A 25,587-nucleotide genomic window follows, 5' to 3' on the forward strand; every position below is an offset into this window, starting at 1 on the left:
TAGTTTTGGTTTAAACTAAACACAAAGCTATTATGAAAATCTTAAAAATAGTATTGATTGTTCTAGCCTTTCAATACGCAAACGCACAGCAAGAAAGCAAGATTAAAGATGTAACGGTCTATTTAGATGGAGCAGAAATTAATCGCACAGCTACAGTAAATCTTAATTCTGGGACTTCAGAATTTATCTTTAATGGATTGTCTCCTCAAATTGAGGAAAGTAGTATTCAAATTTCAGGATTAAAAAGCGCTTCCATTTTATCAATTAACTATGCCATCAATTATCTTTCTAAACAAAAACAAAGCGATTCTATTACCGCACTTCAAAATGAATTGAAAATTTTAGATGATAAAATTCAATATCAAAATGATTTAATTTCAGGTTATAATGAAGAATTAAGTCTTATTCAAAGCAATAAAAGACTAGGAAATGAAACCGAAGTCGTAAGCTTAGAAAAACTAAAAACATTCGCTAAATACTACAGAACAAGAATTACTGAACTAAAAGTTGAAACCAATGCATCTTACGATACTATAAATAGTTTCGTAAAAACAAAAAATAATATTAATAAACAGCTTGCAGAATTTAATGTCGATGAGAAAGTGCAAACAGGAGAAATAAAATTAAAGTTGAATAGTGATAAGGCAACAGAACTCAATTTAAACATCAGTTACAACATTAAAAATGCTGGTTGGTTTCCTATTTACGACTTAAAAGCGGAGAAAATTAATAGTCCAATAAACCTTGAATATAAAGCACATGTTTTTCAGAGTTCTGGTTGTGATTGGTCAGATGTCAATTTAGTACTTTCTACGAATGACCCAAATACAAATAATGAAAAACCAATCGTTAATCCTAAGTATTTAAATTTTATAAGTCCATACAGTAATTACCAATCGCAACGCGCAACACGAAGTTATAATTACAAATATAATCCCTTAGTAAAAACAGTTTCTGGAGTGGTTACAACTTCAGATGATGGTTTGCCATTGCCAGGTGCAAGTGTTATTGAAAAGGGTACTAGCAATGGTGCACAAACTGATTTTGATGGTAGGTATACCTTAAAAACTACTAAAGGAAATACTTTGGCTTATTCTTATGTAGGTATGAAAACTGAAGAATTACCAATACATTCTAGTATAATGAATGTTGCATTAGATAATGACGCTGCATTAGATGAAGTTGTGGTTATTGGCTATGGAACTACTTCTAAGTACACTAATACAGGTGCTGTAGCTACTGTAAAATCTGAAGATATTGTTAGTAGTTTATACGGTAAAGCTTCAGGTGTAAAAATTAGAGGTGCTAGTTCTGTTAAAAGTAGAAGTAACTTAATTTATGTTGTTGATGGTGTTCCTATAAAAGCAAGTGCAGCCAGAAATATTGATCCAAATAGTATAGAATCTATTGAAATATTGAAAGATACCAGTGCAACTGCAATTTACGGAAGCAGAGGGTCTAATGGTGTGATTCTTATTAGTACTAAAAATACATCTCAAAAACGAGTTAATGAGCTTGGAGTCGTTATCGAAACAGGAATCACAAACACGCGTTTCGAGATTGACAAGAAATACACAATCCCTTCAGATGGAGATGTTACTGTCATTGAAATCGATCAATTTAGTGTACCAGCAACTTATGATTATTTTGCAGCACCTGTGCTTAATGAAAATGTATTCTTAACAGCTAAAATTGGAAATTGGGAACAATACAATTTATTACCTGCAGAAGCGAATGTCTATTTTGAAGGTAGTTACTCTGGCAAAACAAATATAAATCCAGGTGCAATAGCAGATAGTTTAACTATTTCACTTGGTGTAGATCCTAATATTATTATAAAACGTACACAACTTAATGACTTTAAAAAAACCTCTTTCATTGGCAACAACAAAATAGTACATAAAGGTTTTGAGATTGAAATTAAAAACAATAAACAGTCTGATATTCAACTTTCACTTTATGATCGCATTCCGAAGAGCCAAAACAGAGATATTAAAATAGATGACATAGAAACAGGCACTGCGGTTTATGATAAAGAGAAAGGATTATTAAAATGGATTCTCAATTTAAAGTCTGGTGAGACAGATAAAGTAAAATATTCTTATTCTGTAAAGTATCCTAAAGGAAAACGAGTTAATCTCTAACTCACTGAAACAGCATATATACTTACTCAAAAAACCAATACACTCAGTATTGGTTTTTTTATGCTTTTATCTGTGATACTTTAGATGTGAGCTTTTAAGTTAATGGTTTTAGCTCAAGTTGGTAATGCAAACCTCAAAGTAAGATGATGTTAGTTTGACCCTAACTTCAGTTAGTTAGGAATGAGTCGAATTCTAAAAAGAGAATTGTCTAAACTCTTTTTAGTATCAATGAAAATGATGGACGGAACATTTAGCTTTGAGGTTTTATCCTAAGACACTTGGATTGCACATAGAACAAAAGATATTGCTATTTTAAACTCTTTAAAATAAAATCCAAATTAGGATTGCAATTATTATTCTCAGTATAAGCATCTGTAAAATACTTTGGAGGCAATGCCAGACCAAGGTTTTGCATTTTTTTTATGGTTGGTATATACTGCATCGTAACTTTCCCAGTTAGTAGGACACCCAAATCTTCACCTGCTTTCGCATATTTGTAAACGTTTCGTAAACCTCTTAAATACAGATGATCTTTAGTAAAGCCACCTCCTCTATGTACTCGTAATGTAATTACAAAAGCTTTATCTCTATTGAGTTTATGCTGACTATGTAATAAATGAAACGTATCAGAAAAACTATAACCTTTGTGTAAGCTATCTACGGCAATAACTCTAAAAGCTAGTTCTTTTAAACGTTCAATCGTTAAACAGCCACTCATAAATTCTGAATAAACTGCTAATCCTTCTTGTGTTTCTACATTGTTTGGTAAGCCGTTTGAAAATACTTTTAGAGGTTGCTCTAATCCATTAAATGTTGTCACCATATGTACACCTATCTCGTGATTGGTTAAAACTTTTAACTGATTTAAGCTATACTTATGGCTCTTTCTCAATACCAAAGTTTGGGTGTTATTTAGCACCATTGCTGCAGCAGAGAGATTATTAGAGATCTTTATATTATACTTAAAATTGTATCGCTTAGAAAAGTCATCAAAATAGTTTCTTGCTTCTTCAGCATTATACATTGGTAGCATTTCCTCATTAAACTCTGAGTCATCAAAACGCAAAATAAATTTAGCGTTCTCAATATCCTTTTCAGTCGGTGTTCCAAAGCTTTTTAAGCTATTGAAATAGAATTTTCTACTATGACCAATAGTTTCAATACATTCTATTAATCCTGAATATTCATAGATAACATCTTCATATAATTGCCTTATATCTTCATCTTCTATGCGTTCTAAACGTTGTGAAAAAAAAAGGCGATGTAATTTGTAACCATTGAATTTTATCTTTCGATATTTAAATTCTGGTTCGTAATTGTACTTAGAAGAATAAAACTTCTTCCTTTCTGATGCTATATTTAAAGGGTTGACATAGTTGAGTAGTTCAATATTTCTTACTAATCGATTGAGATTACTATCTATATCAAATAAATCTTGAAATTCTTCAGTTGTTTTTATTTGGGACATTAGTTTTTAAACCTGGTATAAAATTCGTTAGCATGTTTTGGCAAAAGTGCTTGTAATTGTTGCTCTACTGCTGCAACTACCTCAGGATAATTAATCTGCTTATATTCATCACAATACACCTTAGCAATTTCGGTTGCCAAAACTAAAGTATTTTTAAAGTTATTGGTAATGAATTTTAAAAAATATCCATTCCCATAAAAAGTGTTGTTAATCTCCGCCGTTTGCTTAATACCATGAGGTAATCTAATTGAAGTCAAAGCTTTTCTCCAAGATTCTATTTGCTCTCCAAAACGCTCATTATCTATATTAGAGGTTCCTAAATTCCAAGTTGGTACTTCCCTATCCCAGCGTTGCCAATTATAACTATGCATATCATAAACTATACAAACTCCGAATTTTTCTTCGAGTTTTGAAATTAAAGCGCCTACGACTTTATAGAAATTTGTGTGTTTTTTGAGACTTTCTTTTTTTTCTGCTTCTGATAAAGGCTGTTTCCATAGTTGTTTTCCCCAAGCCGTTTCAAAAACTGCTTCCTCTGGAGTTCTGTTTAAATCATATTCGAATCTAGAGTCGCAGCCAGCAATTAAAATAGGATGAGAAATGACCATGTTTTTTGTTTCAGGATCTTCTTCGTACCATCTGTCATATGCAGTATGCAAACAATTATCCCAAAGATCTCTTCTGAATTGGTGACCATCATGCACAGCAGCACATGCATAAGGTACGTATTTATCTATTTTTAAGGTGAAAGAGTAATCTTCAGAAACTGTATGAAAAATCTCTTCTGATTCTATTTTAGAAATAATGGAATCTATTGAAAGTCTTTCCATTATAAAGTTTTAAATAATCGGTTAAGAGATTTAAGCATATTGCGCTCATTAATATTGAACTCTCCGTCTGAGAAGAATAATGATTTAATATCTGCCATTAACAGTTCAACATCATCTTTATCATAATTATGTTGCTCTAAGCTTGCCATAATTTTTTTAATGCTTTGGTAATCGTTATCATTATCAAACTCATCATGTATTTCTTGAAAAGTATCCATATCTACTTTAGAAATAATGACATTACGCTCTTTGTTATCTTCTTTAAAATCAGAATTAGCAGCAAAAAGCAAAATGTAGGCTACAAGTTCATCTCTTGTCCAATCTATTGTTTTCATCTATTTTTTTAGTTAAAGTTCCATATTCTGTCCATGAGCCATCATAGACTATAAGATTATTATAATTACAAACTGAAGCAACTAAAGCCAGTATACAAGCTGTAATACCAGATCCACAGCTAAACACCAATTTAGTCTTATCTTCTACTAAGTTATTAAAGATTATTGAAAGTTCTTCTTTGGTCTTTAATTTATAACCATTGAATAATAATGTATAGGGTAAATTTTTTGAATTCGGAATTGTACCACGTCTTAACCCTTCTCTTGGTTCATCAACCAGACATTTAAAACGTGCTTCAGAACGTGCATCTAGTACTAAGGCTTCAGAAGTTTTACTTAATGCGTTAACACCTATAAAATCTGTCATTAAGCTGTCATTATATTTTGCTTTAAAATTACCTTGAGTGTAGATTTCATCTTTATAATTTTCCACTCTAAAGTTATGCTTTTGCCATTCTGGTAATCCACCATCTAAAACTGCTATATTTTTAAAACCAAAAGCTTTAAATAACCACCATGCTCTGGCACTAGAATAAATGCCTTTGTCATCGTATACTACAATAATAGAATCAGTATTGATTCCCAACGCTCTAGCTTCTTTTTCAAATTGTTCTGCACTAGGAAGTGTACTCGGAAATTGAGCAGATGCATCACTAAATTTTTTCTTGATGTCAAAAAAACGAGCCTTAGGTAATCTTATTGATGACTTGTCTATTACCTTATTTATTGTGGCATCTAAAACAATTAGATTTGAAACTTCATCATTTTCATTCAGCCATTCTACTGAAACTAATAATGAATTTAGAAGAGTCGTTTTCATTTTTTGTGAAAATAGTCTTTTTGTTTTCTCTAAATTATTGCTAAAACAGGCTAAGCCTCATCAACTGTTTTTCGTAATCTAGTACGCCTATCAAAAGCTTGAAGTTGATCTAAAACTTTACTTTCTAAAAAGTCAATAACCTTTTCCTCTACTTTAGTCTTATTTTTATAGACTTTATTGATATAGGTAATTCCACCTGGTGACATCACATTGACTTCTACTAATTTGCCTCCGATAACATCTATACCAACAAAATATAAACCGTCTTTAACTAATTTTGGTCCTATTTGTTTGCAAAGCGCTTTCTCTGCTTTTGTTAACGAATGTTTAGCTATACTACCACCTGCTGAAACATTTGATCTATGATCATCACTTCCTGGAATTCGTCTCATGGCACCAACAGGTTCACCATTCAGGAGTAAAATACGGACATCTCCTTGATCTGCACCTTCAATATAATCTTGTAGAATTACATAATTAGACTCACCATCACCACTTGTAATATAAAAATCTAGCAATGAATTAATATTATTCATAGCAGATTTTTCAATAAGAATCACTCCGGAACCACCAAAACCGTTCAGTGGCTTTAAAATCATCTTATCAGCTTTAGATTCTTTAATCTGCTGTACTAAATATCGTTTATTTTTGGATACATGCGTGTTCGGTATGATATTGCTATGCGCATCACCAAAAGCTGCTGTATATAATTTATTATTAGCTTCTCGCATGCCTTGTAACGAATTCACTATAAAGACATCATCCTTTACAGAATCAAGAAAATTTAGCATTATTGGATCTAGTGGAGGATTTGCTCTAAAGAAAATAGCATCAAAACCAGCCAAAGGCAACATCTCTTCTCTTAGTTTTGCTTTGTTGTAAAAGGATTTCAAAGTAGAAGGCACTTTTTCCATTCTACCAATGACATTACAAAAGGCATTAGTAACACTATCTCTAATAGTGAGATTGGCTGGAGTGCACATGGCTACTCCATGCCCTCGTTTTACACATTCTTTTATTAAGGCAAGACTTGTATCATTTTCGGCATCAATATTCTCCCAAGGATACATTATAAAGCATATGTTCATTCTAATAAATTTTGGTTGATTATTAAGAATTCAATAAAGTTAACAACTTTTAGCGAAGAAGAAAAATTTACTTCACCGCCTCATAATTGTCATCCCATTCTTTTGGTTTAGGGTCATCGTGCAGCTTCCCAAGGGATTTGGCTACAATCATAGAAACTGTGGCATCACCAGTAACATTGACTACTGTTCTGCACATATCCAATGGCCTGTCTACTGCAAAAATTAAGGCTAAGCCAATTGGCAATAACTCAGCAGGAAATCCAATTGATTCTAACACAATAACCAACATTACCATACCTGCACTTGGCACAGCAGCACTACCTATTGAAGCTAAAAGCGCTGTTAAAACAATAATTAACTGATTCGTAAAAGTTAATCCTTCTGGCCAGATCACTTGCATTATAAATACAGCTGCAATACCTTGATATAAACTTGTACCATCCATATTAACGGTTGCACCAACAGGTAGCACAAAACCAGAAACTTCTTTATCTACGCCCAAATGCTCTTCTACGCGTTCCATAGTTACAGGTAATGTTGCGGCACTACTACTGGTAGAAAACGCTAATAATTGTGCTGGACTCAGCTTATTTAAAAACCAAAGTGGTGATTTTTTGGTAACAAATTTTATCAAAAGCATATAGAAACCAATCATTAAAATAAGACCACCAACAACACATAACGCATATTGTACTAATTTGAGTAATATTTCGGTATCATCAAATGCAATGATCACATTTGCCATTAAAGCGAAGACAGCATATGGAGCAAAGAGCATGATTAAATCCACCATTTTCATTATGACTTCATTAAGCGAATCAAAAAAGTCTATTAATGGTTTCGCTTTCTTTTCTCCAATAAGTAGCAAGCATATACCAACTAATAAAGCAAAACAGATAACCTGTAGCATTTTAGCTTCTCCCATAGCTTGAAAAATATTACTAGGAAATATATCAACCAAAGCTTGTAAAGGTCCAGCATCTTTTTGTGCGGTAGCTTTCGCTAATTTGTCGGTAACACCAGCATCATTTTCATATTTTAATTTAATCTTTTCGATGGTTTCTTGTGGCATACCTGTGCCTGGTTTTACAAAATTAACTATAGATAAGCCAATGACAATTGCTACGACTGTTGTCCCAACATAAATGGCAATAGTCCGTAAGCCCATACTTTTAATTTTAGAAATATCCTTTAAGTCTGAAATTCCTTTGATTAAAGATGCTAAGATTAATGGAACTGCAATTAGCTTCAGAAGATTAATAAATATGGTTCCGAAAGGTGCGATCCAATCCGTTACAAATTGCTGACCTGAAAAGGAGTTCATTATAAAACCAAAAATGATTCCGAGAACCATTCCAATAATAATTTTCCAATGTAATGCTAGTTTTTTCATCCTTTTTTTCTTTTCTTTTTGTATTCTAGGGTCAAAATCAATAAAATTCTATCCTAATTTTTCACTAATCCACTTTCTGTAATTTAAAACGATTAGGCCTAGAATGAGAAAAATAATTTCAATATAAAATTCCCTTTCATTATATAGGTCTAAAGAAAATGGTCCAGATGATTCATATGATACATTATATTTAAAGTACATAAATGCTTCATATAAGACTTTTGGTGTACTTGATAAGATAAATATTAATCCAATAATTGCACAAGCTATCTCAATGATATATTTAGACTCTACATTTGAAAAATTAAAACTATCAGAATCGAATCCTTGATCTAATTTGAAAAACCCTATTATTTTATCAGGCCTATTCAAGATAGCAATAACAAATAGAACAAAAATCATAATTACAATCAATAATACAATAGCCATCTCGATAGAGAATTCATAACCTGTTATAAAAAACAGATTTGCCATAACAGGCACTATACCAAAACATATGACGAATAAAGCGGTGAGTTTGATTACAATTCTAAAAAAATCCTTTGGACTCATATTATAATCTACTAACTCTATCCAACAAAACATAATCTGCTAAAACCAATGCTGCCATAGCCTCAACAATTGGCACTGCTCTTGGTACTACGCAAGGATCATGTCTTCCTTTACCTTGCATTTCTACGATATTCCCAGAACTATCTAAAGCATCTTGTTTTTGAATCACTGTTGCGACTGGTTTAAAAGCAACTCTAAAGTAAATATCCATTCCATTACTGATACCTCCTTGTACTCCACCCGATAAATTGGTTTTTGTACTTCCATCTTCGTTGAACAAATCGTTATGCTCACTTCCTTTCATTCTTGCACCACAAAATCCACTTCCGTATTCAAATCCCTTTACTGCATTTATAGAAAGCATTGCTTTTCCGAGTTCTGCATGTAATTTATCAAAAACAGGTTCGCCTAAACCTACAGGGACATTTTGTAATACACATGTAATTGTACCGCCAATTGTGTCTCCTTGCTTTTTAATCTCTTGAACTTTAGAAATCATCTGCTCTGCTGTGGCTTCATCAGGACAGCGAATAACATTAGATTCTATCTTTGAAAAATCTAAATCTTGGTATGGTTTATCAAGAAAAACATCACCTACAGAAGATGTAAATGCATTTATTTTAATAGAAGCTAACAGTTGCTTTGCTATAGCGCCTGCAACAACTCTAGATGCAGTTTCGCGTGCAGAGCTTCGTCCACCACCTCTGTAATCTCTAACACCGTATTTTTTGTCGTAAGTATAGTCCGCATGACTCGGACGATATACGTTCTTAATATGAGAGTAATCCTTTGATTTTTGATTGGTATTGTGAATAGCAAACCCAATTGGAGTTCCTGTTGTTACACCTTCAAAAATACCCGAATAGAACTCTACGGTATCTGGTTCTTTTCGTTGTGTAACAATTTTAGACTGACCAGGTTTGCGTCTATTTAATTCATTTTGAATAGCTTCTAAATCGAGTTTTAATCCTGAAGGACAACCTTCGATAACACCACCAATTGCGACTCCATGAGACTCACCAAATGTTGTGAGCTTAAATAATTTTCCGAAGGAATTTCCTGCCATTAAACAATATTTTATGCTAATGTAATTGTATTATTAGAAAAAAGGAAATCAAATTAAAGCTTCTTTTAGAATAGTTATAGGATGCTTGGCTATTTTGCTTGTACCATCCTTTATTTGATGTCTACAACTTGTTCCGTTTGCAGAAATTATAGTGTCTTCTGAAGCTTTTCTAATTGCAGGAAACAACGTTTGTTCACCAATTTGCATACTTATATCATAATGTTCTTTTTCATAACCAAAACTACCAGCCATGCCACAGCAGCCACTAGGAATGATTGTTACATTATAATTTTTAGGTAGATTCAATACATCAAAGCTAGATTTTTGGTTTGATAATGCTTTTTGATGGCAATGGCCATGGAATTTAATAGACTTTGCTTCTTTAGTGAATTGCTCTGAGGTAATATGACCCAATTCAATTTCTTGCTGAATAAATTCTTCTATTAAAAATGTATGTTTAGCAATAGATTTTGCAGCATCTATATCGTCTGCTAATCTTAGGTATTCATCTTTAAATGTGAGTATCGCTGAAGGTTCAATTCCGATTAAAACACTATCAGAATCTAACTTTCCTTTAAAGTAATTTACGTTGGTATTAGCAATTACTTTCGCTTCTTCTAAAAATCCTTTAGACAAAAAACTTCTTCCACTTTCTAAATCACTTATTACAAATACATTATATCTTAATTTATCAAGTAATAGTTTAGAGTCTAGCGCAATATCAGATTCTAAATAATTAATGAATTCATCTACAAATAAATAAACCGTTTTTATCGCTTTTATATTCTGATTTCCCGTTTCAACTTTCGAATCAATTTTAGAAAAAGGTTTAGATATTTCTGGAAAGCTTCGCTTAGAATGGATACCTAAAGCTAACTTCATATAGCCAGAAATAAATTTAGTCTGAAACAATCCATTAAAAAGCTTAGGAAAGCTTGAAGCTATTTTATTATACTTCGTAGAATTGGCAAAAAACTTATCCTTAAACTTAAAACCATTTGCTTTTTGATATTGGTACTGAAATTCAGCCTTTAAGCTTGCAACATCAACACTACTCGGACATTCGCTAGCACAAGCTTTACAGCTTAAGCATAAGTCGAAAACATCTTTTAGTTCTTCATGATTAAACTTATTTGCTTTATCAGAATTGGTTAAATACTCACGTAAGGCGTTTGCTCTTGCTCTCGTGGTATCTTTTTCATTTCGAGTCGCTCTATAGCTTGGACACATTGTTCCACCAAACTCTGGTAATTTTCTACAATCACCAGAACCATTACACTTTTCTGCTTCTCGCAAAATTCCCTGAGCGCTAGAAAAATCTAAAAGTGTCTCTATCTCTGGTTCATCTCTATCAACTTCATATCGTAAATTTTTGTCCATAGGATAAGACGCTACAATCTTCCCTGGATTAAAAATAGTATCAGGATCAAAAGCTGATTTTATTCGCTTTAAAATTTCATAATGAGCATCACCAATCATCATTGGTATAAACTCAGATCGCACAATACCATCACCATGTTCGCCAGACATTGAGCCTTTATAAGTCTTTACTAACTTGGAAACCTCAGTTGTAATTTCTCTAAAGAGCTTTACATCTTCAGATTGTTTTAAATCTAATATTGGTCTAAGGTGCAGTTCTCCTGCACCAGCATGTGCGTAATAGACTGCATTTTGATTGTAGGACTTCATTAAAGCTGTAAATTCCGTAATGTAGCTTTCTAAATCGTCTAAGGCTACTGCTGTATCTTCAATACAAGCTACTGCCTTTTTGTCTCCTATAATATTACCTAGTAAACCTAAACCTGCTTTTCTCAACTCCAAAGCTTTGTCGATAGCTTCATTTTTTAAAACAGGATAAGCATAGCTTATGTTAGAGTTTTCAACCGTTTGCAAAAACCCTTCAATTTGAGATTGAAGTGCTTCATCAGTTCCAGCTTTTAACTCGCACATTAAAATGGCCGCAGGATGCCCTTTAATAAATTGTCTATTTTCTTGCTGTGTTTTATTATGCTCAGTAAGATTTAAAATGGTATCATCCATCATTTCACAAGTATACAAGTTGTGCTGCATCACAGTTGTAACGGACTTTAAACACTTTTCAATACTTTCAAAATGAAGTGCAACCATAGCACTTTTACCTGGTGGCAAGGCATCTAATTGCAATGTAATCTCAGTTGTAAACGCAAGAGTTCCTTCACTTCCTGCCAAAAGTTGGCACATATTGAATTTAGAATCCGAATCTGAAAAAATTTCAGATTTAATCAATTCATCAATAGCATAACCTGTATTTCTTCTGTGTATTTCTGGTTTTGGAAAATTATCTTGTATCTGTTTCTGAACGCTTTCAGGTTTTAATTCATTATATATGGTCTGATAAATTTTTCCTTCAAGGTTATCTAATCTTAATTTTTGTTGAAACGCTTCAATAGACAAATTCGAGAATTCTACTTCACTTCCATCACTCAACAATGTTTTTAAGCTCAAAACCTTATCGCGAGTCACTCCATATTGAATTGATGTTGTACCTGAAGAATTATTACCAACCATACCGCCCATCATACAACGGTTAGAGGTTGACGTATTTGGTCCAAAAAATAATCCAAAAGGTTTTAGGTAATTATTAAGCTCATCTCTTACTACACCAGGTTGAACAGTTACAGTTTTTTCAGATTCATTTATGTCTAATATTCTTGTAAAATATTTAGAAACATCAACCACAATGCCTTCGCCAACACATTGACCTGCCAAAGACGTACCTGCTGTTCGTGGTATCAAAGATGTATTATTGGTTTTTGCAAACTCAATTAATAGCTTAATATCTTGCCTATCTTTAGGCAAAGCAACAGCCAAAGGTAATTTTCTATACACAGAAGCATCTGTAGCATAGAGTTTTAACATTAAGTCATCATCGCAAAGTTCACCTTTTAGATTGGTTTTTAAATGATTTAAAGCTTTATTATGACTCATTAAGGTGGATAAATATGTTTATAAAACTATAAAGAAATCTAATATAAAATATGTTTTGGCGTTATTTTTGCAAACAATATTGAAATCAATAAAAAACGTAATACAATGAAAAAATTAATTTTAACAAGTTTTGCAGTTTTTGCAAGTTTTGCATTTATGAATGCACAAAATATAGCAGACAATGCTATTGGTTTAAGAATTGGTGATAATGATGGTTTAGGAACAGAAATATCATATCAACGTGCTCTTGGTGACAATAATCGATTAGAAGTAGATTTAGGATGGAGAAGTAGAAGTTCTATAAATGCTTTCCAACTTACTGGTCTCTACCAATGGGTTTGGCAATTAGATGGAGACTTTAATTGGTATGCTGGTGTTGGTGGTGGTGTTGGATCTGTTAGTTTTGACAACAGCAATATCGATAGTGAAACCTTTATATTTGCAGCTGGAGATATTGGTATTGAATACAGTTTTGATTTTCCATTACTACTTTCTTTAGATTTTAGACCAGAATTTGGTTTTGGAGATTATAGAGATGATTTAGATTTTGATATTGCCCTTGGTGTTAGATATCAATTCTAATAATTGAAACAAATATTTAATGTATAGACCACCTTTTTATAGGGTGGTTTTTTTATCTTCGGATTTATGAATAAGATTGCTATTATTGGCTTAGGACCACGTGGTTTATATGCGCTAGAAATGCTGATACAAGCGCTATCACTTTCTAATAATGAAATAGAAATTTACGTTTTTGAAGAATCTAACGAGCCTGGCTCAGGATCAGTCTGGTTTACAGATCAACCTGACTCTAATTGGATGAACATTACTGAGCGCGCTTTAGAAGGCTTAAAATTAAGACCAAGAATCAACTATGCTAACATAGGCATAGACGAATTTCCATCTTACCACGAATGGGCTGACTTTTCACAAACTTCTATGGTACCTGATGTATTTCCACCAAGAAATCAATTGGGAAAATATCTCAAAGATCGCTTTGAAACGTTGCGAAACGCACTTCAAAGGCTTGATTCTTTTAAAACTATTAATCAAAAAGTAAAGCAGATAAATTTTGAGAACAACTTATGTTCAATACAAGTAGGTGATGATACATTATATTTTGACGATGTGCTTTTAACTATAGGTCACCAACTAACTAAGGTGTCTGATCAATTAGCAGAATGGACATCTTATGCCAAAAACAAAAAATCATTGTATGTTTTTGAAGACCTCTACCCTGTTAAACAATTTGCAGAACTAAGAAACAAAACCAATATTACTATTGGTATTAGAGGCTTTGGCCTAGCCATGATTGATGCGATGCGCTACCTCGCCATTAATGATTTTGGTAACTTTAAAGTTGTAGACAATACAACCTTAAAAAGTGTTTATTATAAGGTAAATCAGCAAAACTTAAAGCTGATTCCGTTTTCTTTAGATGGTTTACCATTAGGACCAAAACCCATTAATGAACATATTGATAATCTTTATAAACCTACAACCAGCGAATTAAACACATTTAGCACTATAGTACAAGCTGTAGCGCAGAAAAAATCTACTGTTAACGACATCTCCTTTCTAATAGAACCAATCGCAAAAATTGCAGCTCGTGTATTTATTGATTTAAAAGAAAAGGCCGTTAAGCATGAATATAATTCCTCAGAGATTGAACATATTATTTTCAAATTTCTAGACTCAGAAGCATACGATCATTTATTATTGCAGGATCAAAGTGTTACTACTTATGAGCTCATTGAAAATTACATTGCAATGGCACTGGGCAAGTCTCCTGCTAGCTTAGATTATTGTGTTTGGCAGGTTTGGCGTCATTGTCAGCCATCTCTGTATAAGTCTTTTTCTCATGCTAAAGTAAAAGATGAAATAGTAGAATCTGTTATTAATTTAGATGAACGCAGTAAACGCTTTTCTTATGGACCACCAGTTGAAAGTATGCAACAAATACTTGCTTTAGTAGATGCTGATATCTTGAGTTTAGATTTCACTAAAGATCCAGAAATAGAATTGAGCGATAACGGTTGGAAATTGACCAATAATAAAAACCAGACTATAACAACAACGGTTATGATTAATAGCGTTTTGGATGCACCGAAATTGCTAAATGTTAAATCGAAAATTATAAAAACATTGCTTCAAGACGATGTTATTCAACCTATTCATTCTAAACTCGGTATCGAAACGACTGAAGACGGTTATGTTGTGACGCAAGAAAACGTAGATAAGCTTAATCTGGCCATTTTAGGGCGATTAGCAAAAGGTAGTGTTATTGGTGTTGATGCAATTTTAGAATGTTTTGGTCCGCGTATTGAAACTTGGTCTAAAGCATATGTAGATAAGCTCTAAATTTTAATCAGGTTGTTTTTCGCTAAGATATTTCCAATAGCGTTTTGGTACATGACGCACGTGTAGCTTCATGTTTTTTCTGGATTTTATATTTGTAGCCTTAAAATAATCTTTCCATAGCTTTTGAAATTCAAACTCTTGGTCAGCAAAATAATCAGAATTGGTTTTAGTAAAATCAAAATTTGCTGGAAAATCCATATTGATAATATCAACGGTATCTAAATCATAGAATAAGCCATAGTGACGTTTTATATCATAAATGACCCATTTTTGGTCAGCATAGCGACGTTTAAAATGTTTCAGAATTATTGGCAATACATTAAAATCTGGTTCTATACTGGCAAAATAGATACCATCTTTTGTCAGCCTAAAACGCACAAATGCTTCCATGCGATGCTTTTCTCGACCTACCATTTTAGCAATTTGAGCAATTTTTAAAACTGAAGGATGTGAGTAATCTTTATCTGCATTTGTGTTTTCAAATGCATAGCGGATATAATCGAGTAATACATTTTCGACACCAGGCTTTTCGCTTAGAAATGCATAATATATGTGATAACTTCCTTGAGCTGATAGCTTTGATTTTAGGCCTTTCCACACACGATTTGCTTTAGCCTCTTCACTCATGATGGTTTCATTTTCGGAAAACATAGTTTCCTGAACATCAAATCCATTTCTAATACTAACGTCACCTATTTTATGCTCAAAAACATAAAAAACTGCGCTTAAGAATCCATCAAAAGTTCCATCGTATATTAAATTCTTCTTTTGCATCTACCCAAATAAACTCAACTGATTGCTTAAACTTTTTCGGTATTTGCTCGTAGAATTCTGTAGAATAAAACCTTTAATTTTTTCAGAGGTTAAATCTCTTGTTTCAAACTGGTTGCTATCACATAGTATAAAATATTGCGCTCTGTTTAGTGCGATTCCGATTTTCTTTAGGTGTTCCCAATTTAATTTTCTAAATCGTCTAGCGTTCAAAATCTTATAGACCGACTGCATGCCTAATCCTGGTACTCTGGCAAGCATGCGTTTATCAGCGGTATTAATATCGATAGGAAACTCATGGAGATTGCGCAAGGCCCAGCTTAACTTAGGGTCGATATCCAAATCTAAATTCTGATGCTTATCATTTAATATTTCATTGACATTAAAACCATAAAACCGCATTAACCAATCGGTTTGGTATAATCTGTTTTCACGTAGCATGGGAACATCACTCCCTATTTTCGGCAATCTCTCATCATAACTTATCGGAACATAGCCAGAATAATATACACGCTTTAGATTATAATTCTTGTAAAAATGATTAGAGGTTTGCATAATCTGAAAATCATTTTCACCACTAGCTCCAATAATCATTTGAGTGCTCTGACCAGCTGGAGCATACTTTGGTGTACTTTTAATAATTTTTTTTTCAGATTTGTACTGAATGATTTCATTTTTCACCTTTACCATGGGCTTTATGAAATCTTCACGCTTTTTATCTGGAGCTAATTTTTTTAGACCAGATTCTGTAGGAATTTCAATATTTACACTCAGCCGATCGGCATACAAACCCGCTTCTCGCATCAACTCGTCTGATGCTCCTGGAATAGACTTAAGATGAATGTAGCCATTAAAGTTTTCTTCTAACCTCAATTTTTTTGCAACAGCCACTAAACGCTCCATGGTGTAATCGGCATTCTTAAAAATACCAGAACTGAGAAATAAACCTTCGATATAATTTCGTCTGTAGAAATTGATGGTTAAATCAACTACCTCCTGTACTTTAAAAGCAGCACGCTTAATGTCGTTACTTTTTCTCGTCACACAATAAGCGCAATCGAAAATGCAATAGTTGGTTAGTAAAATTTTTAATAGAGAAACACAGCGACCATCCTCTGTATACGAATGACAAATACCCATACCAGTGGCATCTCCTAATCCTTTATTAGTGTTAGCGCGTTTACTTCCACTTGAGGAACATGATACGTCGTATTTAGCCGCATCTGCTAAAATCTTAAGCTTTTCTTGAATTCTTTGAAATGACAATTTGGGATAAATTTTTGTTTGAATTTTAAAATTCAAAAATACTATTAATTATAGCTATTTATTGCTACTATTTATAGTAATTAATGTTAAATGCATATCTTTTAAAAACATAAATCACTTTTTATGAGTTAGAGTATAAGCCACAAAATTTATGTAATTTTGCACATCTTAAAAATTAAAAATCGTTATTAATGAAAGACACTGCCTTATCCTCTGCGCACATAGCACTTGGTGCTAAAATGGTTCCCTTTGCTGGTTATAATATGCCTGTACAATACGAAGGCGTTAATGCAGAGCACGAAACTGTAAGAAAAGCGGTAGGTGTCTTTGATGTCTCTCACATGGGTGAATTTTTAATTGAAGGCCCTAATGCTTTAGAATTAATACAAAAAGTGTCTAGTAATGATGCGTCTAAATTAGAAATTGGCAAAGCACAATATAGTTGCTTACCAAATGATGATGGTGGTATTGTAGATGATTTAATTATCTATAAAATTAAAGATCAAACTTATCTACTAGTGGTTAATGCAAGTAATATTGAAAAAGACTGGAATTGGATTTCATCTAAAAACGATGTTGGAGCAGACATGCGCGACTTAAGTGAAGCTTATTCATTATTAGCCATACAAGGTCCAAAAGCGGTTGAAGCTATGCAATCTTTGTCTAGTCATGATTTAGCTGATATAAAATTCTACAATTTTGTGGTAGGAGATTTTGCTGGTATTGAACGTGTTATTATCTCTGCTACAGGTTATACTGGTAGTGGTGGCTTTGAGATTTACTGTAAAAATTCTGAAGTGAAACAAATTTGGGATAAAGTATTCGAAGCAGGATCAGATTATGGTATTAAACCTATTGGTTTAGCAGCAAGAGACACATTACGTTTAGAAATGGGTTATTGTTTGTATGGTAATGATATTGATGATACCACTTCGCCAATTGAAGCTGGTCTAGGTTGGGTTTGTAAATTCAATAAAGCGTTTACAAATAGTGAAGCATTACAAGCCGAAAAAGAGCGTACACCAGAGCGAAAACTGGTAGCTTTTAAGTTAGACGATCGTGGTATTCCACGACAAGGTTACGATATCGTTGATAGTAGTGGAAAAACTATAGGGAATGTAACTTCTGGTACCATGAGTCCAAGTTTAGGAGTAGGAATTGGTTTAGGTTATGTACCTAAAGTCTTCTCTAAAGTTGATAGCAAAATAAACATTCAGGTTCGTAAAAAAGCAATACCTGCTACAGTTGTAAAATTACCATTCTATAAAGGCTAAATAGCTATTATTTGCGTTAGGAAGATTAATGAAGTACGGAGAACAAAAACATCGCATACTTATACTTGGAGCCAGTGGTTATATTGGGCATTCTATTTATAAAGAATTAGGCCCTTATTTTAGAACTTTTGGAACGTATCGTACACCTCGGGCAGCGTATGAAAATAATAAACAGTTTTTTCAATACAATGTTGAGGAAGATGATGTTTATGAAATTTTAGAAGCTTGCAAACCTTCCGTTATTATTTCTGCACTCCGTGGCGACTTTCATGCGCAGACTATTGCCCATCAACATATTGCAGAATATGTTTTAGAAACAGGCTGTAAAATTATTTTTCTATCGTCTGCAAATGCCTTTGATGCGTATAGCAAATACCCAAGTTATGAGCTCGATAAAACTTTAAGTCATAGTGTTTATGGGCATTTTAAAATTAAGATAGAGAATCTTTTATTACGCTTGCCCAAAAAACAAGTGGCTATTATAAGACTTCCGATGGTATTTGGTGTTAATTGTCCAAGGATTCAGGAAATAAAACAGTTAATTTCTGAAAACGCATCGGTAGAAATCTTCCCTAATCTTATAATGAATGTTACTCTAGACAAAAAAGTAACACAACAAATTCATTATATCATTAACCGGAATAAATATGGTGTTTTTCATCTGGGCAGTACAGATTTAGTTCACCACGATGAATTTATAAAAAGCATTGTGTCGTTTGTATCTAAAGAAAAAGTGCAGCTAAAACACGTTTTTACTACCAATGATGATCGCTATTTAGCAGTACTTCCGAAGTTTAACAAATTGCCAAAACATCTTCAAATTACAAGTCAGAAAGTTTTGGAAGAACTTCAGAAATAAGCTTGGCATAATTCTTATTATTTCTTAATTTTCCACTAATCAATATTATATTATGAAATTAGACGAATCTACAATAGAAAAGAAATTATTACACTTTCCAGAATGGGATTATTACGATAATGCCATACATGTGGAATTAGAGTTTGATAATTTTAAAGATTGCTTTAGTGCTATGAGCAGAATTGCTTTTGAGTGCGAAGCACAAAATCATCATCCAAATTGGAGCAATGTGTATAATGTTTTAAAAATTTCGTTATCCACACACGATGCAGATGGTGTTACCAACAAAGATTTTAAATTAGCCGAAGCTATTGAAGCCATTGTCGAAGCCGACGAATAGACTTTTGTAAAAACACATATTTATTTAAATTTACCCAAACTAAAATACACATACTATGGGAAGAGCTTTTGAATTTAGAAAAGCAAGAAAAATGAAACGTTGGTCTGCCATGAGCAAAGCCTTTACTCGTATAGGTAAAGATATTGTAATGGCTGTAAAAGAAGGTGGTCCAGATCCTGATAGTAACTCTCGCCTACGTGCTGTCATACAGAATGCCAAATCTGTAAACATGCCAAAGGATAATGTAGAACGTGCTATTAAGAAAGCGAGTGAAAAAGGACAAGGAGATTATAAAGAAGTCATTTTTGAAGGTTATGCACAGCATGGTATAGCTATACTTATTGAAACGGCCACAGACAATAACACACGCACTGTTGCCAATGTTCGTTCTTATTTTAATAAAACAGATGGAAGTTTAGGTACTTCTGGTTCAGTTGTTTTTATGTTTGATCATACCTGTAATTTTAAAATTAAGGATAATGACTTTGATTTGGAAGAATTAGAACTAGAACTGATTGATTTTGGTGTAGAAGAAATTTTTGAAGACACTGATGAAGATGCTGATGGCAATGAAGAAACTAGTATAATGATTTATGCACCATTTGAGAGCTTTGGTAAAATACAAGCTTATTTAGAAGAGAATAAAATTGAGATTATTTCTTCTGGGTTTGAGCGCATACCACAAGTGACAAAGAAACTGACTCCAGAACAAGTGGAAGATGTAGAAAAACTCATAGAAAAGCTTGAAGAAGATGATGATGTACAGAATGTATATCATACTATGGAAGAGACAGCAGACTAACATTAAATGATATATAAAATATATAGAGGGCTTCTGCCCTCTTTTTTATTGCAGTTTATTTAAAGTGTATCTAAAGGGCTTTTTATTGCTGTAATACTAGATTTAGAAACATGTGTATAAATTGATGTCGTTTTAATACTATAATGACCTAACAGTTTTTGTATAAATCGCATATCTGCACCGCTTTCTAAAAGATGAGTTGCATAACTATGGCGTAAACCATGTACACCAATTTTCTTTTTTACACCTGCTTTAGTCATAGCTCTTTTAAAAATAGCTTGTACACTTCTTGGACTGTACGCGCCACTATATTGACCCGGAAACAACCAATCTTTAGGTCTATTTTCTTTATAATATTCTCTTAAAGCATTAAGAGCACTTTCTGGTAGATTAACATATCTATCCTTTTTACCTTTTGCACCTGCAATTAATACTTGCATTCTTTCACTATCTATATGCTCCACTCTTATATTTACAATCTCACTAACACGCAAACCCATACCATAACATAGTTTAAGCATTAATAAATGCTTTGGATTTTGTACTTGATCAAATATGCGTTTTATTTCAGGTTTGCTTAATACTTTTGGTAAAGCAACTGGCTTTTTAGGTCTAGGAATATCAAAAAACATTTGAGGTTGATGTCTCACTTTTTCGAAATAAAACTTAATAGCATTTATTTTGCCATTCATTTTGCGTTCACTCATTTTTAGAGTTTTAACACAGTAAAGAAAGTAATCTTTTATACGCTTTTCATCTAAATCATCAACACTATGGTTCTTAAGAATTATGAGCAAATGGGCGAACTCTGACAAATACATTCTTATGGTATTAGGACTATATGCTTTTAGCTGCAATTGATTTATAAAATCAGTAAAAGCCTTATGATTTATTACATGTATATTCTCTATGAGCTTACGTCCTATTTCAATTTGGCTTAGACCCAAAGCAGATCGCACTGAAGCAAGGTCTGGCAAATACCAGCATTTTTGACTTTGACTCCACTTTGCTGAAGGGAACCGCTGTCTTAAGTTATATTTTAACTCTAAAGTATATTCAAAATTTATCCATATCACATTTTTAGTATTGTGAACACCTGGTAGAAACGTATATTTATTCAACTCCATAATACTATTCGTTTTCTGTATATCATAATTTTAGTAAATATACGCAATACAAGCTTTTGATATATAAAATACGAATACAATTATTAGTTTAAAATCCCTGTTTTAAAGCATAGTTTGAAAATTATTGAATATTGTATTGCGTATATTTAATTTCGTATATTTATGTGTTATGTGCAAGCTGGCCAAATCGACTAACAAAAACCTTTGGTAAAATATTCTAGTTTAAAAGTTATTAAAAAAAGAAAATTAAATAAGTATATTTAAAAACTTAAAAAGGCGTTGTGCTTAAATGAACAAATACAATCTAAATCAGACATTAACAACCTTAACAGGACCAACAAAAGAACAAATTATTGTTGGAAACCAATGGGCTGCTGTTGCTTTAGATAAATTTCATAAAGATTCAACTGCAAAAATTAACTTCTTAATTGACAAAAAAGAGGAAGAAGCAATATTGGAATGGGATTCTGACTTTTCCAAAGCTGCTATGAAAGAAGAAATTGATATGGCAAATCATGGAGGAGTTGCATTAGCCTTTTTCGTAATGTCAGTCTTGTCTAACTATGGATATGTGGAACAATCTGAAATTGGTGATGGAGTTGATTATAGATTTAAAGAGAATGAACCTGATGATGATGATTTAAATTTTTTGGACGACTTTCATTATGTTGAAGTTTCTGGAATACTTAAAGAATCAGCTACAAATACATTAAAAAATAGAATAAAAATAAAACATGCTCAAATAAACAGAGGTGGTAAAAAAGATAAATCATCATCTGTTATTGTATCTTTATTTAGTCAACCAAAAACCGTTAAGGAAACGCATAAATGAAACCAAAATTAATACATCAACAAGCGATGGATTTTTCATTTAAGGCTAAACAAGCTGCAATTGAGAACAATCATTCTTCTGCATTTGAGCTATTTACCAAAGCTGCAAATTTAGAAAGCCAAGTTGCTGAATTCTATTTTGACAAACCAGAGCATGAACCAACAAGAAGTGTTTTAATTAGAAGTGCTGCATTTCTAAATTTAAAAGCTGGGTTAATTGATAAAGCACAAGAATTTATATTTTTTGGTTTGCTTAACTGTAAAGATGAATTAATAAAAAGCCAATTAAATGACGCTTTAGAAATTGCAATTTCTCTAAAGAACATGTCCCAAACTGTAGCGAGTTCTGAATATAACTATTTAAGTATACTACGTCAAAAAAGTATTCATTATGTATTAGAACCTTCAATTGGTTCTTTTGGTGGTTCAGTTAGTCTAGATATGATTAGAGATTTTAGTAGTAATTTTTTAAAATCTCTAAAATCCTATGCTTCTTCGACATTTAAAAGAATTACTAGTGATTTAGATTATTCAGAAGAAGCAGGAAAAGAATTTGAAAGACTAACAAATCCATTAGTAACCGGTTCTTCTTATGGTAGTTTTAAATTTTCAATAGCTAATGATTTTATTGGCAGACCTGGAGAAGACGAAAAAATTGTTGCTCTGAAATCTAATATCATTAAAAAATATCATGAAAACATTTTCACAAACCCACTAAAAGATGAGGATATTAAGGTTTTGAAAGAAGGTTACTCAAAAGAAGAAATTAATCAAATTTTTAGACCTTTAACAAAAATCAAATCTCGTAACTCTCATTATAAAGTTGGATATTATGACACTGAGAATTTCAGTAAAGTATTTGTTCCAAAAATTGCTAATGACCAAAAGAAAAAGTTACTTCCAATTCAAGAACTTAGTAAAGAAGATATTGGACAACTTGAAAGTTCAATAATTCATACTAGAGAATTAAATTCTGGCAGAGTTTCAAAGAAAACTATTTTCCGTGAAGAATTAAAAGCTTATGAATTTGACCAATCTATAAAGGAAATCCATTCTAAAGATTATTCCCCAATAATATTAAACGAAGAAATAATATTAAACATAAGTTTCGATTCAACTAATGGATTTAAACTTTCATTTCCAGACTTTGATGTTGAAATAACAGATACCGAATACCAATCTGGATTAAACAACTTAAGTGATTTACTATATAAAAAAATTATTTACTTGGTTAACAAAAAAGAAAAGAATGACTCTGAAGAAGCTGATTTCAGTTTCATTAAGAAATTGATAAACGATACTGATTCACTTAAGAAATAGTAGCCTAGAAAGCCAGCACATAACACCGTGTATAATTAATTGCTTTGGCAAGTGCTTATTTGGAAAATTCCTTCGGAATTTTCTCGCGTTCGTTTTTGTTTACTAAATTAGTTGCTGAAACACGCAACTAACCATACACAAACACGTTGTAAACAATTATGAAATCGAGATTCGCAATATTAATATTTCTGATTTTACCAATTTTCGGTAACGCACAAGATTTTGAGCTGAAAAAACCAAATGTTGAGGAACTGAATGCGGAATTGAAAAAGACGAATTATACGCAAGACGTGACATACCTATATCTAAATCGGAACTATAAAACGGAATCTGAAAAATTAGAAGTTAAAAAGTATGACTATCCTGATTTTAGCATTTGCGCTTTTAACCAAAAATTTGAAAATGGAATTGTATACTCGGAAGAACAATGTAGAGAAGCTGGCGGAATAACAACAAAACTGACTTTACCGAAAACCAACAAAAAAAGCTTAATCCAATGGGTTGAATTAATTTTTAAAAGTTCGCCAATGGACATAGAACACGGATGGAATTCGGAGAAAACCAAATTTGGACCGACTGACGATGGAGCTGGTTGCTATTTTGAAATTAAAGAAACTGAAAACAATACGGAAATTGATATGTATTGCGGTTGTTAAATTGGATTTATGGTATTATGGTATTTACTAAAGAAACAAGGGACAATGAACTTTACGTGTATATGAATGGAAAGCTGATTTACAAAAGATGGTTAAAAACCGGTCAATCAAAAGTTTTTGACTTAATGGCTTATGACAAATACACGGAATATTCAATAAATGAAAATAAAAAATAACTGTTTACAACAATGGCTATAAGTAATTGCTTTTTCTCGCCTACTTTGGAAATTCCTGCGGAATTTCCAACTTGGTGTGTACTTGCAAAGTTAAGTGCTAAACCACGCAACTACTCATAGCCGAGACCGTTGTGCTTCATTATCAGAAACCGCTAACCAATGATAAAATTCTTTAGAAGAATAAGACAAAATTTACTTTCAGAAGGAAAGACTGGAAAGTATTTTAAATACGCCATTGGGGAAATCATTCTTGTTATAATCGGAATTTTATTAGCACTTCAAATAAACAATTGGAATATTAAAAGGTTAGAAAATATTCGTGCTGATAATTTTATTGAGCAAATGAAATCACAAGTGGAAGGTAATATTCTAAACGTTAATGAAAACTTACAGAAATATCAATCTCATCTTAAGGTAACAGAAGATTTAATTTCAATTATTGGAACTGAAAACACAAAAGATATAGATAGAAAAATTGATAGCTTAGTAAGTGTAAATATTTATGATTACCATTTAAACTTAAATATGAACACTCTTATTGAAGGTAGAGAGAATGGAGACTTAGCATTGATTGATTCCGATTCTCTAAGACAATCCATTTACGAATTAAATACGATGTACAAACATGTTTCTGAACGCGAACGGATTGCTAATCAAGATTTAAACGATTTTTTCATACCTTATTTGAATAAAGCTTATAACTACAGAAATGGCATGATTGGTTTTTTCAATCAAAACCCGCAAATAGGCAATTCCAAAATTTATAAAAATGATAATTTGAAAATGTTAGAGGATCAAGAATTTGAGAATTTAATAATAAGCAGAATGATTTATAATGAAGACCTTATTGCAAATTATAACAAGTTAAATGAAATTTTGACTCTAACATTAGAATTGCTAACGAATAAATAATTTAAAGATACTTTTAATAAATAACGAAAGCACAACAATGTATAACCGCAATTACGGCGGATTCGACTACGTCCGAATCCACTTGGAATTGCTAAAGTCAGTACTTAACCGAAAAAAAAGCTAATTTAACCCGTAACTGACGGTTATACGAGACCGTTGTGCTTCATTATAACCAACCATTAACCAATGATAAAATTCTTTAGAAAAATTAGACAAAAAATGCTGACTG

23 protein-coding genes are annotated in these 25,587 nt (G+C 32.4%); 11 read left to right on the plus strand and 12 right to left on the minus strand.

Going from position 1 to position 25,587, the window contains the following annotated elements; translation table 11 throughout:
- The first annotated feature begins 32 nt into the window (after positions 1–32).
- Positions 33–2,144, plus strand: coding sequence for a mucoidy inhibitor MuiA family protein (locus Q0822_RS10140; protein WP_299123132.1), 2,112 nt, complete (start codon positions 33–35; stop codon positions 2,142–2,144).
- 307 nt (positions 2,145–2,451) lie between these two features.
- Here the strand turns inward: Q0822_RS10140 and Q0822_RS10145 are convergent, their stop codons facing one another.
- The 9 genes from Q0822_RS10145 to Q0822_RS10185 form a co-directional block, all read right to left on the minus strand.
- A complete protein-coding gene (locus Q0822_RS10145) occupies positions 2,452–3,612 on the minus strand; it encodes a flavohemoglobin expression-modulating QEGLA motif protein (protein ID WP_299123134.1) in 1,161 nt (386 codons plus the stop codon).
- Positions 3,612–4,442: an N-formylglutamate amidohydrolase gene (locus tag Q0822_RS10150; protein ID WP_299123136.1), complete on the minus strand. Its 831-nt coding sequence runs from the start codon at positions 4,440–4,442 to the stop codon at positions 3,612–3,614. Before Q0822_RS10150 ends, Q0822_RS10145 begins: the two co-directional genes overlap by 1 nt.
- Positions 4,442–4,777: a hypothetical protein gene (locus Q0822_RS10155; RefSeq protein ID WP_299123139.1), complete on the minus strand. Its 336-nt coding sequence runs from the start codon at positions 4,775–4,777 to the stop codon at positions 4,442–4,444. Before Q0822_RS10155 ends, Q0822_RS10150 begins: the two co-directional genes overlap by 1 nt.
- A complete protein-coding gene (locus Q0822_RS10160) occupies positions 4,749–5,597 on the minus strand; it encodes a sulfurtransferase (RefSeq protein WP_299123140.1) in 849 nt (282 codons plus the stop codon). Before Q0822_RS10160 ends, Q0822_RS10155 begins: the two co-directional genes overlap by 29 nt.
- A 50-nt stretch (positions 5,598–5,647) precedes the next feature.
- The gene (gshB, locus tag Q0822_RS10165) at positions 5,648–6,685 is read right to left on the minus strand and encodes a glutathione synthase (protein ID WP_299123141.1); all 1,038 of its coding nucleotides are present in this window, start codon (positions 6,683–6,685) and stop codon (positions 5,648–5,650) included.
- Positions 6,686–6,752: 67 nt separating this feature from the next.
- Positions 6,753–8,078, minus strand: coding sequence for a dicarboxylate/amino acid:cation symporter (locus tag Q0822_RS10170; protein WP_299123142.1), 1,326 nt, complete (start codon positions 8,076–8,078; stop codon positions 6,753–6,755).
- Positions 8,079–8,126: 48 nt separating this feature from the next.
- Entirely contained in the window at positions 8,127–8,630 is a 504-nt protein-coding gene (locus Q0822_RS10175; RefSeq protein ID WP_299123143.1) for a hypothetical protein, read from the minus strand.
- A gap of 1 nt (position 8,631) precedes the next feature.
- Complete coding sequence (aroC, locus tag Q0822_RS10180; protein ID WP_299123144.1) at positions 8,632–9,696, minus strand: chorismate synthase; 1,065 nt, start codon at positions 9,694–9,696, stop codon at positions 8,632–8,634.
- A 48-nt stretch (positions 9,697–9,744) separates the two neighbouring features.
- Positions 9,745–12,663: an FAD-binding and (Fe-S)-binding domain-containing protein gene (locus tag Q0822_RS10185; protein WP_299123149.1), complete on the minus strand. Its 2,919-nt coding sequence runs from the start codon at positions 12,661–12,663 to the stop codon at positions 9,745–9,747.
- Between the two features lie 105 nt (positions 12,664–12,768).
- Here Q0822_RS10185 and Q0822_RS10190 point away from each other — a divergent pair, with 105 nt between their 5' ends.
- Together Q0822_RS10190 and Q0822_RS10195 are read left to right on the plus strand one after the other, a co-directional pair.
- Positions 12,769–13,245 carry a hypothetical protein gene (locus tag Q0822_RS10190; RefSeq protein WP_299123152.1) on the plus strand — a complete coding sequence of 159 codons (477 nt, stop codon included), beginning with the start codon at positions 12,769–12,771 and terminating at the stop codon, positions 13,243–13,245.
- A gap of 66 nt (positions 13,246–13,311) precedes the next feature.
- Positions 13,312–15,024 carry an FAD/NAD(P)-binding protein gene (locus tag Q0822_RS10195; RefSeq protein ID WP_299123154.1) on the plus strand — a complete coding sequence of 571 codons (1,713 nt, stop codon included), beginning with the start codon at positions 13,312–13,314 and terminating at the stop codon, positions 15,022–15,024.
- A gap of 3 nt (positions 15,025–15,027) precedes the next feature.
- Here Q0822_RS10195 and Q0822_RS10200 read toward each other — a convergent pair whose 3' ends face one another.
- Both Q0822_RS10200 and Q0822_RS10205 read right to left on the minus strand, forming a co-directional pair.
- Complete coding sequence (locus Q0822_RS10200) at positions 15,028–15,798, minus strand: TIGR03915 family putative DNA repair protein (RefSeq protein ID WP_299123156.1); 771 nt, start codon at positions 15,796–15,798, stop codon at positions 15,028–15,030.
- Entirely contained in the window at positions 15,799–17,061 is a 1,263-nt protein-coding gene (locus Q0822_RS10205) for a putative DNA modification/repair radical SAM protein (protein ID WP_299123158.1), read from the minus strand.
- 191 nt (positions 17,062–17,252) lie between these two features.
- On the opposite strand from Q0822_RS10205, the gene gcvT reads away from it, so the two are divergent.
- Genes gcvT through Q0822_RS10225 form a run of 4 tightly spaced genes read left to right on the plus strand, consistent with a single transcriptional unit; the run spans position 17,253 to position 20,336 of the window.
- Positions 17,253–18,335: a glycine cleavage system aminomethyltransferase GcvT gene (gcvT, locus tag Q0822_RS10210; protein WP_299123163.1), complete on the plus strand. Its 1,083-nt coding sequence runs from the start codon at positions 17,253–17,255 to the stop codon at positions 18,333–18,335.
- A 28-nt stretch (positions 18,336–18,363) separates the two neighbouring features.
- Positions 18,364–19,194, plus strand: coding sequence for a sugar nucleotide-binding protein (locus Q0822_RS10215; protein ID WP_299123164.1), 831 nt, complete (start codon positions 18,364–18,366; stop codon positions 19,192–19,194).
- 52 nt (positions 19,195–19,246) lie between these two features.
- Positions 19,247–19,534 carry a 4a-hydroxytetrahydrobiopterin dehydratase gene (locus Q0822_RS10220; protein WP_299123166.1) on the plus strand — a complete coding sequence of 96 codons (288 nt, stop codon included), beginning with the start codon at positions 19,247–19,249 and terminating at the stop codon, positions 19,532–19,534.
- Between the two features lie 55 nt (positions 19,535–19,589).
- Complete coding sequence (locus tag Q0822_RS10225) at positions 19,590–20,336, plus strand: YebC/PmpR family DNA-binding transcriptional regulator (protein ID WP_299123168.1); 747 nt, start codon at positions 19,590–19,592, stop codon at positions 20,334–20,336.
- 59 nt (positions 20,337–20,395) lie between these two features.
- Here Q0822_RS10225 and xerA read toward each other — a convergent pair whose 3' ends face one another.
- On the minus strand, positions 20,396–21,463 hold the full coding sequence (gene xerA / locus Q0822_RS10230; protein WP_299123170.1) for a site-specific tyrosine recombinase/integron integrase: 1,068 nt from the start codon (positions 21,461–21,463) through the stop codon (positions 20,396–20,398).
- A 289-nt stretch (positions 21,464–21,752) separates the two neighbouring features.
- On the opposite strand from xerA, the gene Q0822_RS10235 reads away from it, so the two are divergent.
- From Q0822_RS10235 to Q0822_RS10250, 4 genes are all read left to right on the plus strand, one after another.
- On the plus strand, positions 21,753–22,295 hold the full coding sequence (locus Q0822_RS10235) for a hypothetical protein (protein ID WP_299123171.1): 543 nt from the start codon (positions 21,753–21,755) through the stop codon (positions 22,293–22,295).
- The gene (locus tag Q0822_RS10240; RefSeq protein ID WP_299123172.1) at positions 22,292–23,614 is read left to right on the plus strand and encodes a hypothetical protein; all 1,323 of its coding nucleotides are present in this window, start codon (positions 22,292–22,294) and stop codon (positions 23,612–23,614) included. Before Q0822_RS10235 ends, Q0822_RS10240 begins: the two co-directional genes overlap by 4 nt.
- A gap of 158 nt (positions 23,615–23,772) precedes the next feature.
- Positions 23,773–24,270, plus strand: a complete 498-nt coding sequence (locus Q0822_RS10245; protein ID WP_299123173.1) for a hypothetical protein — start codon at positions 23,773–23,775, stop codon at positions 24,268–24,270.
- A 335-nt stretch (positions 24,271–24,605) separates the two neighbouring features.
- Complete coding sequence (locus Q0822_RS10250) at positions 24,606–25,358, plus strand: hypothetical protein (protein ID WP_299123175.1); 753 nt, start codon at positions 24,606–24,608, stop codon at positions 25,356–25,358.
- Positions 25,359–25,587: the final 229 nt, after the last annotated feature.

Origin of the sequence: uncultured Winogradskyella sp., from assembly GCF_947496485.1 — a bacterium.
In the GTDB taxonomy this organism is placed as follows: Bacteria; Bacteroidota; Bacteroidia; order Flavobacteriales; family Flavobacteriaceae; genus Winogradskyella.

Coding starts and splice junctions, on each gene's coding strand:
- Q0822_RS10140 (WP_299123132.1), top strand. CDS start 33: ATGAAAATCTTAAAAATAGTATTGATTGTTCTAGCCTTTCAATACGCA.
- Q0822_RS10145 (WP_299123134.1), bottom strand. CDS start 3,612: ATGTCCCAAATAAAAACAACTGAAGAATTTCAAGATTTATTTGATATA.
- Q0822_RS10150 (WP_299123136.1), bottom strand. CDS start 4,442: ATGGAAAGACTTTCAATAGATTCCATTATTTCTAAAATAGAATCAGAA.
- Q0822_RS10155 (WP_299123139.1), bottom strand. CDS start 4,777: ATGAAAACAATAGATTGGACAAGAGATGAACTTGTAGCCTACATTTTG.
- Q0822_RS10160 (WP_299123140.1), bottom strand. CDS start 5,597: ATGAAAACGACTCTTCTAAATTCATTATTAGTTTCAGTAGAATGGCTG.
- gshB (WP_299123141.1), bottom strand. CDS start 6,685: ATGAACATATGCTTTATAATGTATCCTTGGGAGAATATTGATGCCGAA.
- Q0822_RS10170 (WP_299123142.1), bottom strand. CDS start 8,078: ATGAAAAAACTAGCATTACATTGGAAAATTATTATTGGAATGGTTCTC.
- Q0822_RS10175 (WP_299123143.1), bottom strand. CDS start 8,630: ATGAGTCCAAAGGATTTTTTTAGAATTGTAATCAAACTCACCGCTTTA.
- aroC (WP_299123144.1), bottom strand. CDS start 9,696: ATGGCAGGAAATTCCTTCGGAAAATTATTTAAGCTCACAACATTTGGT.
- Q0822_RS10185 (WP_299123149.1), bottom strand. CDS start 12,663: ATGAGTCATAATAAAGCTTTAAATCATTTAAAAACCAATCTAAAAGGT.
- Q0822_RS10190 (WP_299123152.1), top strand. CDS start 12,769: ATGAAAAAATTAATTTTAACAAGTTTTGCAGTTTTTGCAAGTTTTGCA.
- Q0822_RS10195 (WP_299123154.1), top strand. CDS start 13,312: ATGAATAAGATTGCTATTATTGGCTTAGGACCACGTGGTTTATATGCG.
- Q0822_RS10200 (WP_299123156.1), bottom strand. CDS start 15,798: ATGCAAAAGAAGAATTTAATATACGATGGAACTTTTGATGGATTCTTA.
- gcvT (WP_299123163.1), top strand. CDS start 17,253: ATGAAAGACACTGCCTTATCCTCTGCGCACATAGCACTTGGTGCTAAA.
- Q0822_RS10215 (WP_299123164.1), top strand. CDS start 18,364: ATGAAGTACGGAGAACAAAAACATCGCATACTTATACTTGGAGCCAGT.
- Q0822_RS10220 (WP_299123166.1), top strand. CDS start 19,247: ATGAAATTAGACGAATCTACAATAGAAAAGAAATTATTACACTTTCCA.
- Q0822_RS10225 (WP_299123168.1), top strand. CDS start 19,590: ATGGGAAGAGCTTTTGAATTTAGAAAAGCAAGAAAAATGAAACGTTGG.
- xerA (WP_299123170.1), bottom strand. CDS start 21,463: ATGGAGTTGAATAAATATACGTTTCTACCAGGTGTTCACAATACTAAA.
- Q0822_RS10235 (WP_299123171.1), top strand. CDS start 21,753: ATGAACAAATACAATCTAAATCAGACATTAACAACCTTAACAGGACCA.
- Q0822_RS10240 (WP_299123172.1), top strand. CDS start 22,292: ATGAAACCAAAATTAATACATCAACAAGCGATGGATTTTTCATTTAAG.
- Q0822_RS10245 (WP_299123173.1), top strand. CDS start 23,773: ATGAAATCGAGATTCGCAATATTAATATTTCTGATTTTACCAATTTTC.
- Q0822_RS10250 (WP_299123175.1), top strand. CDS start 24,606: ATGATAAAATTCTTTAGAAGAATAAGACAAAATTTACTTTCAGAAGGA.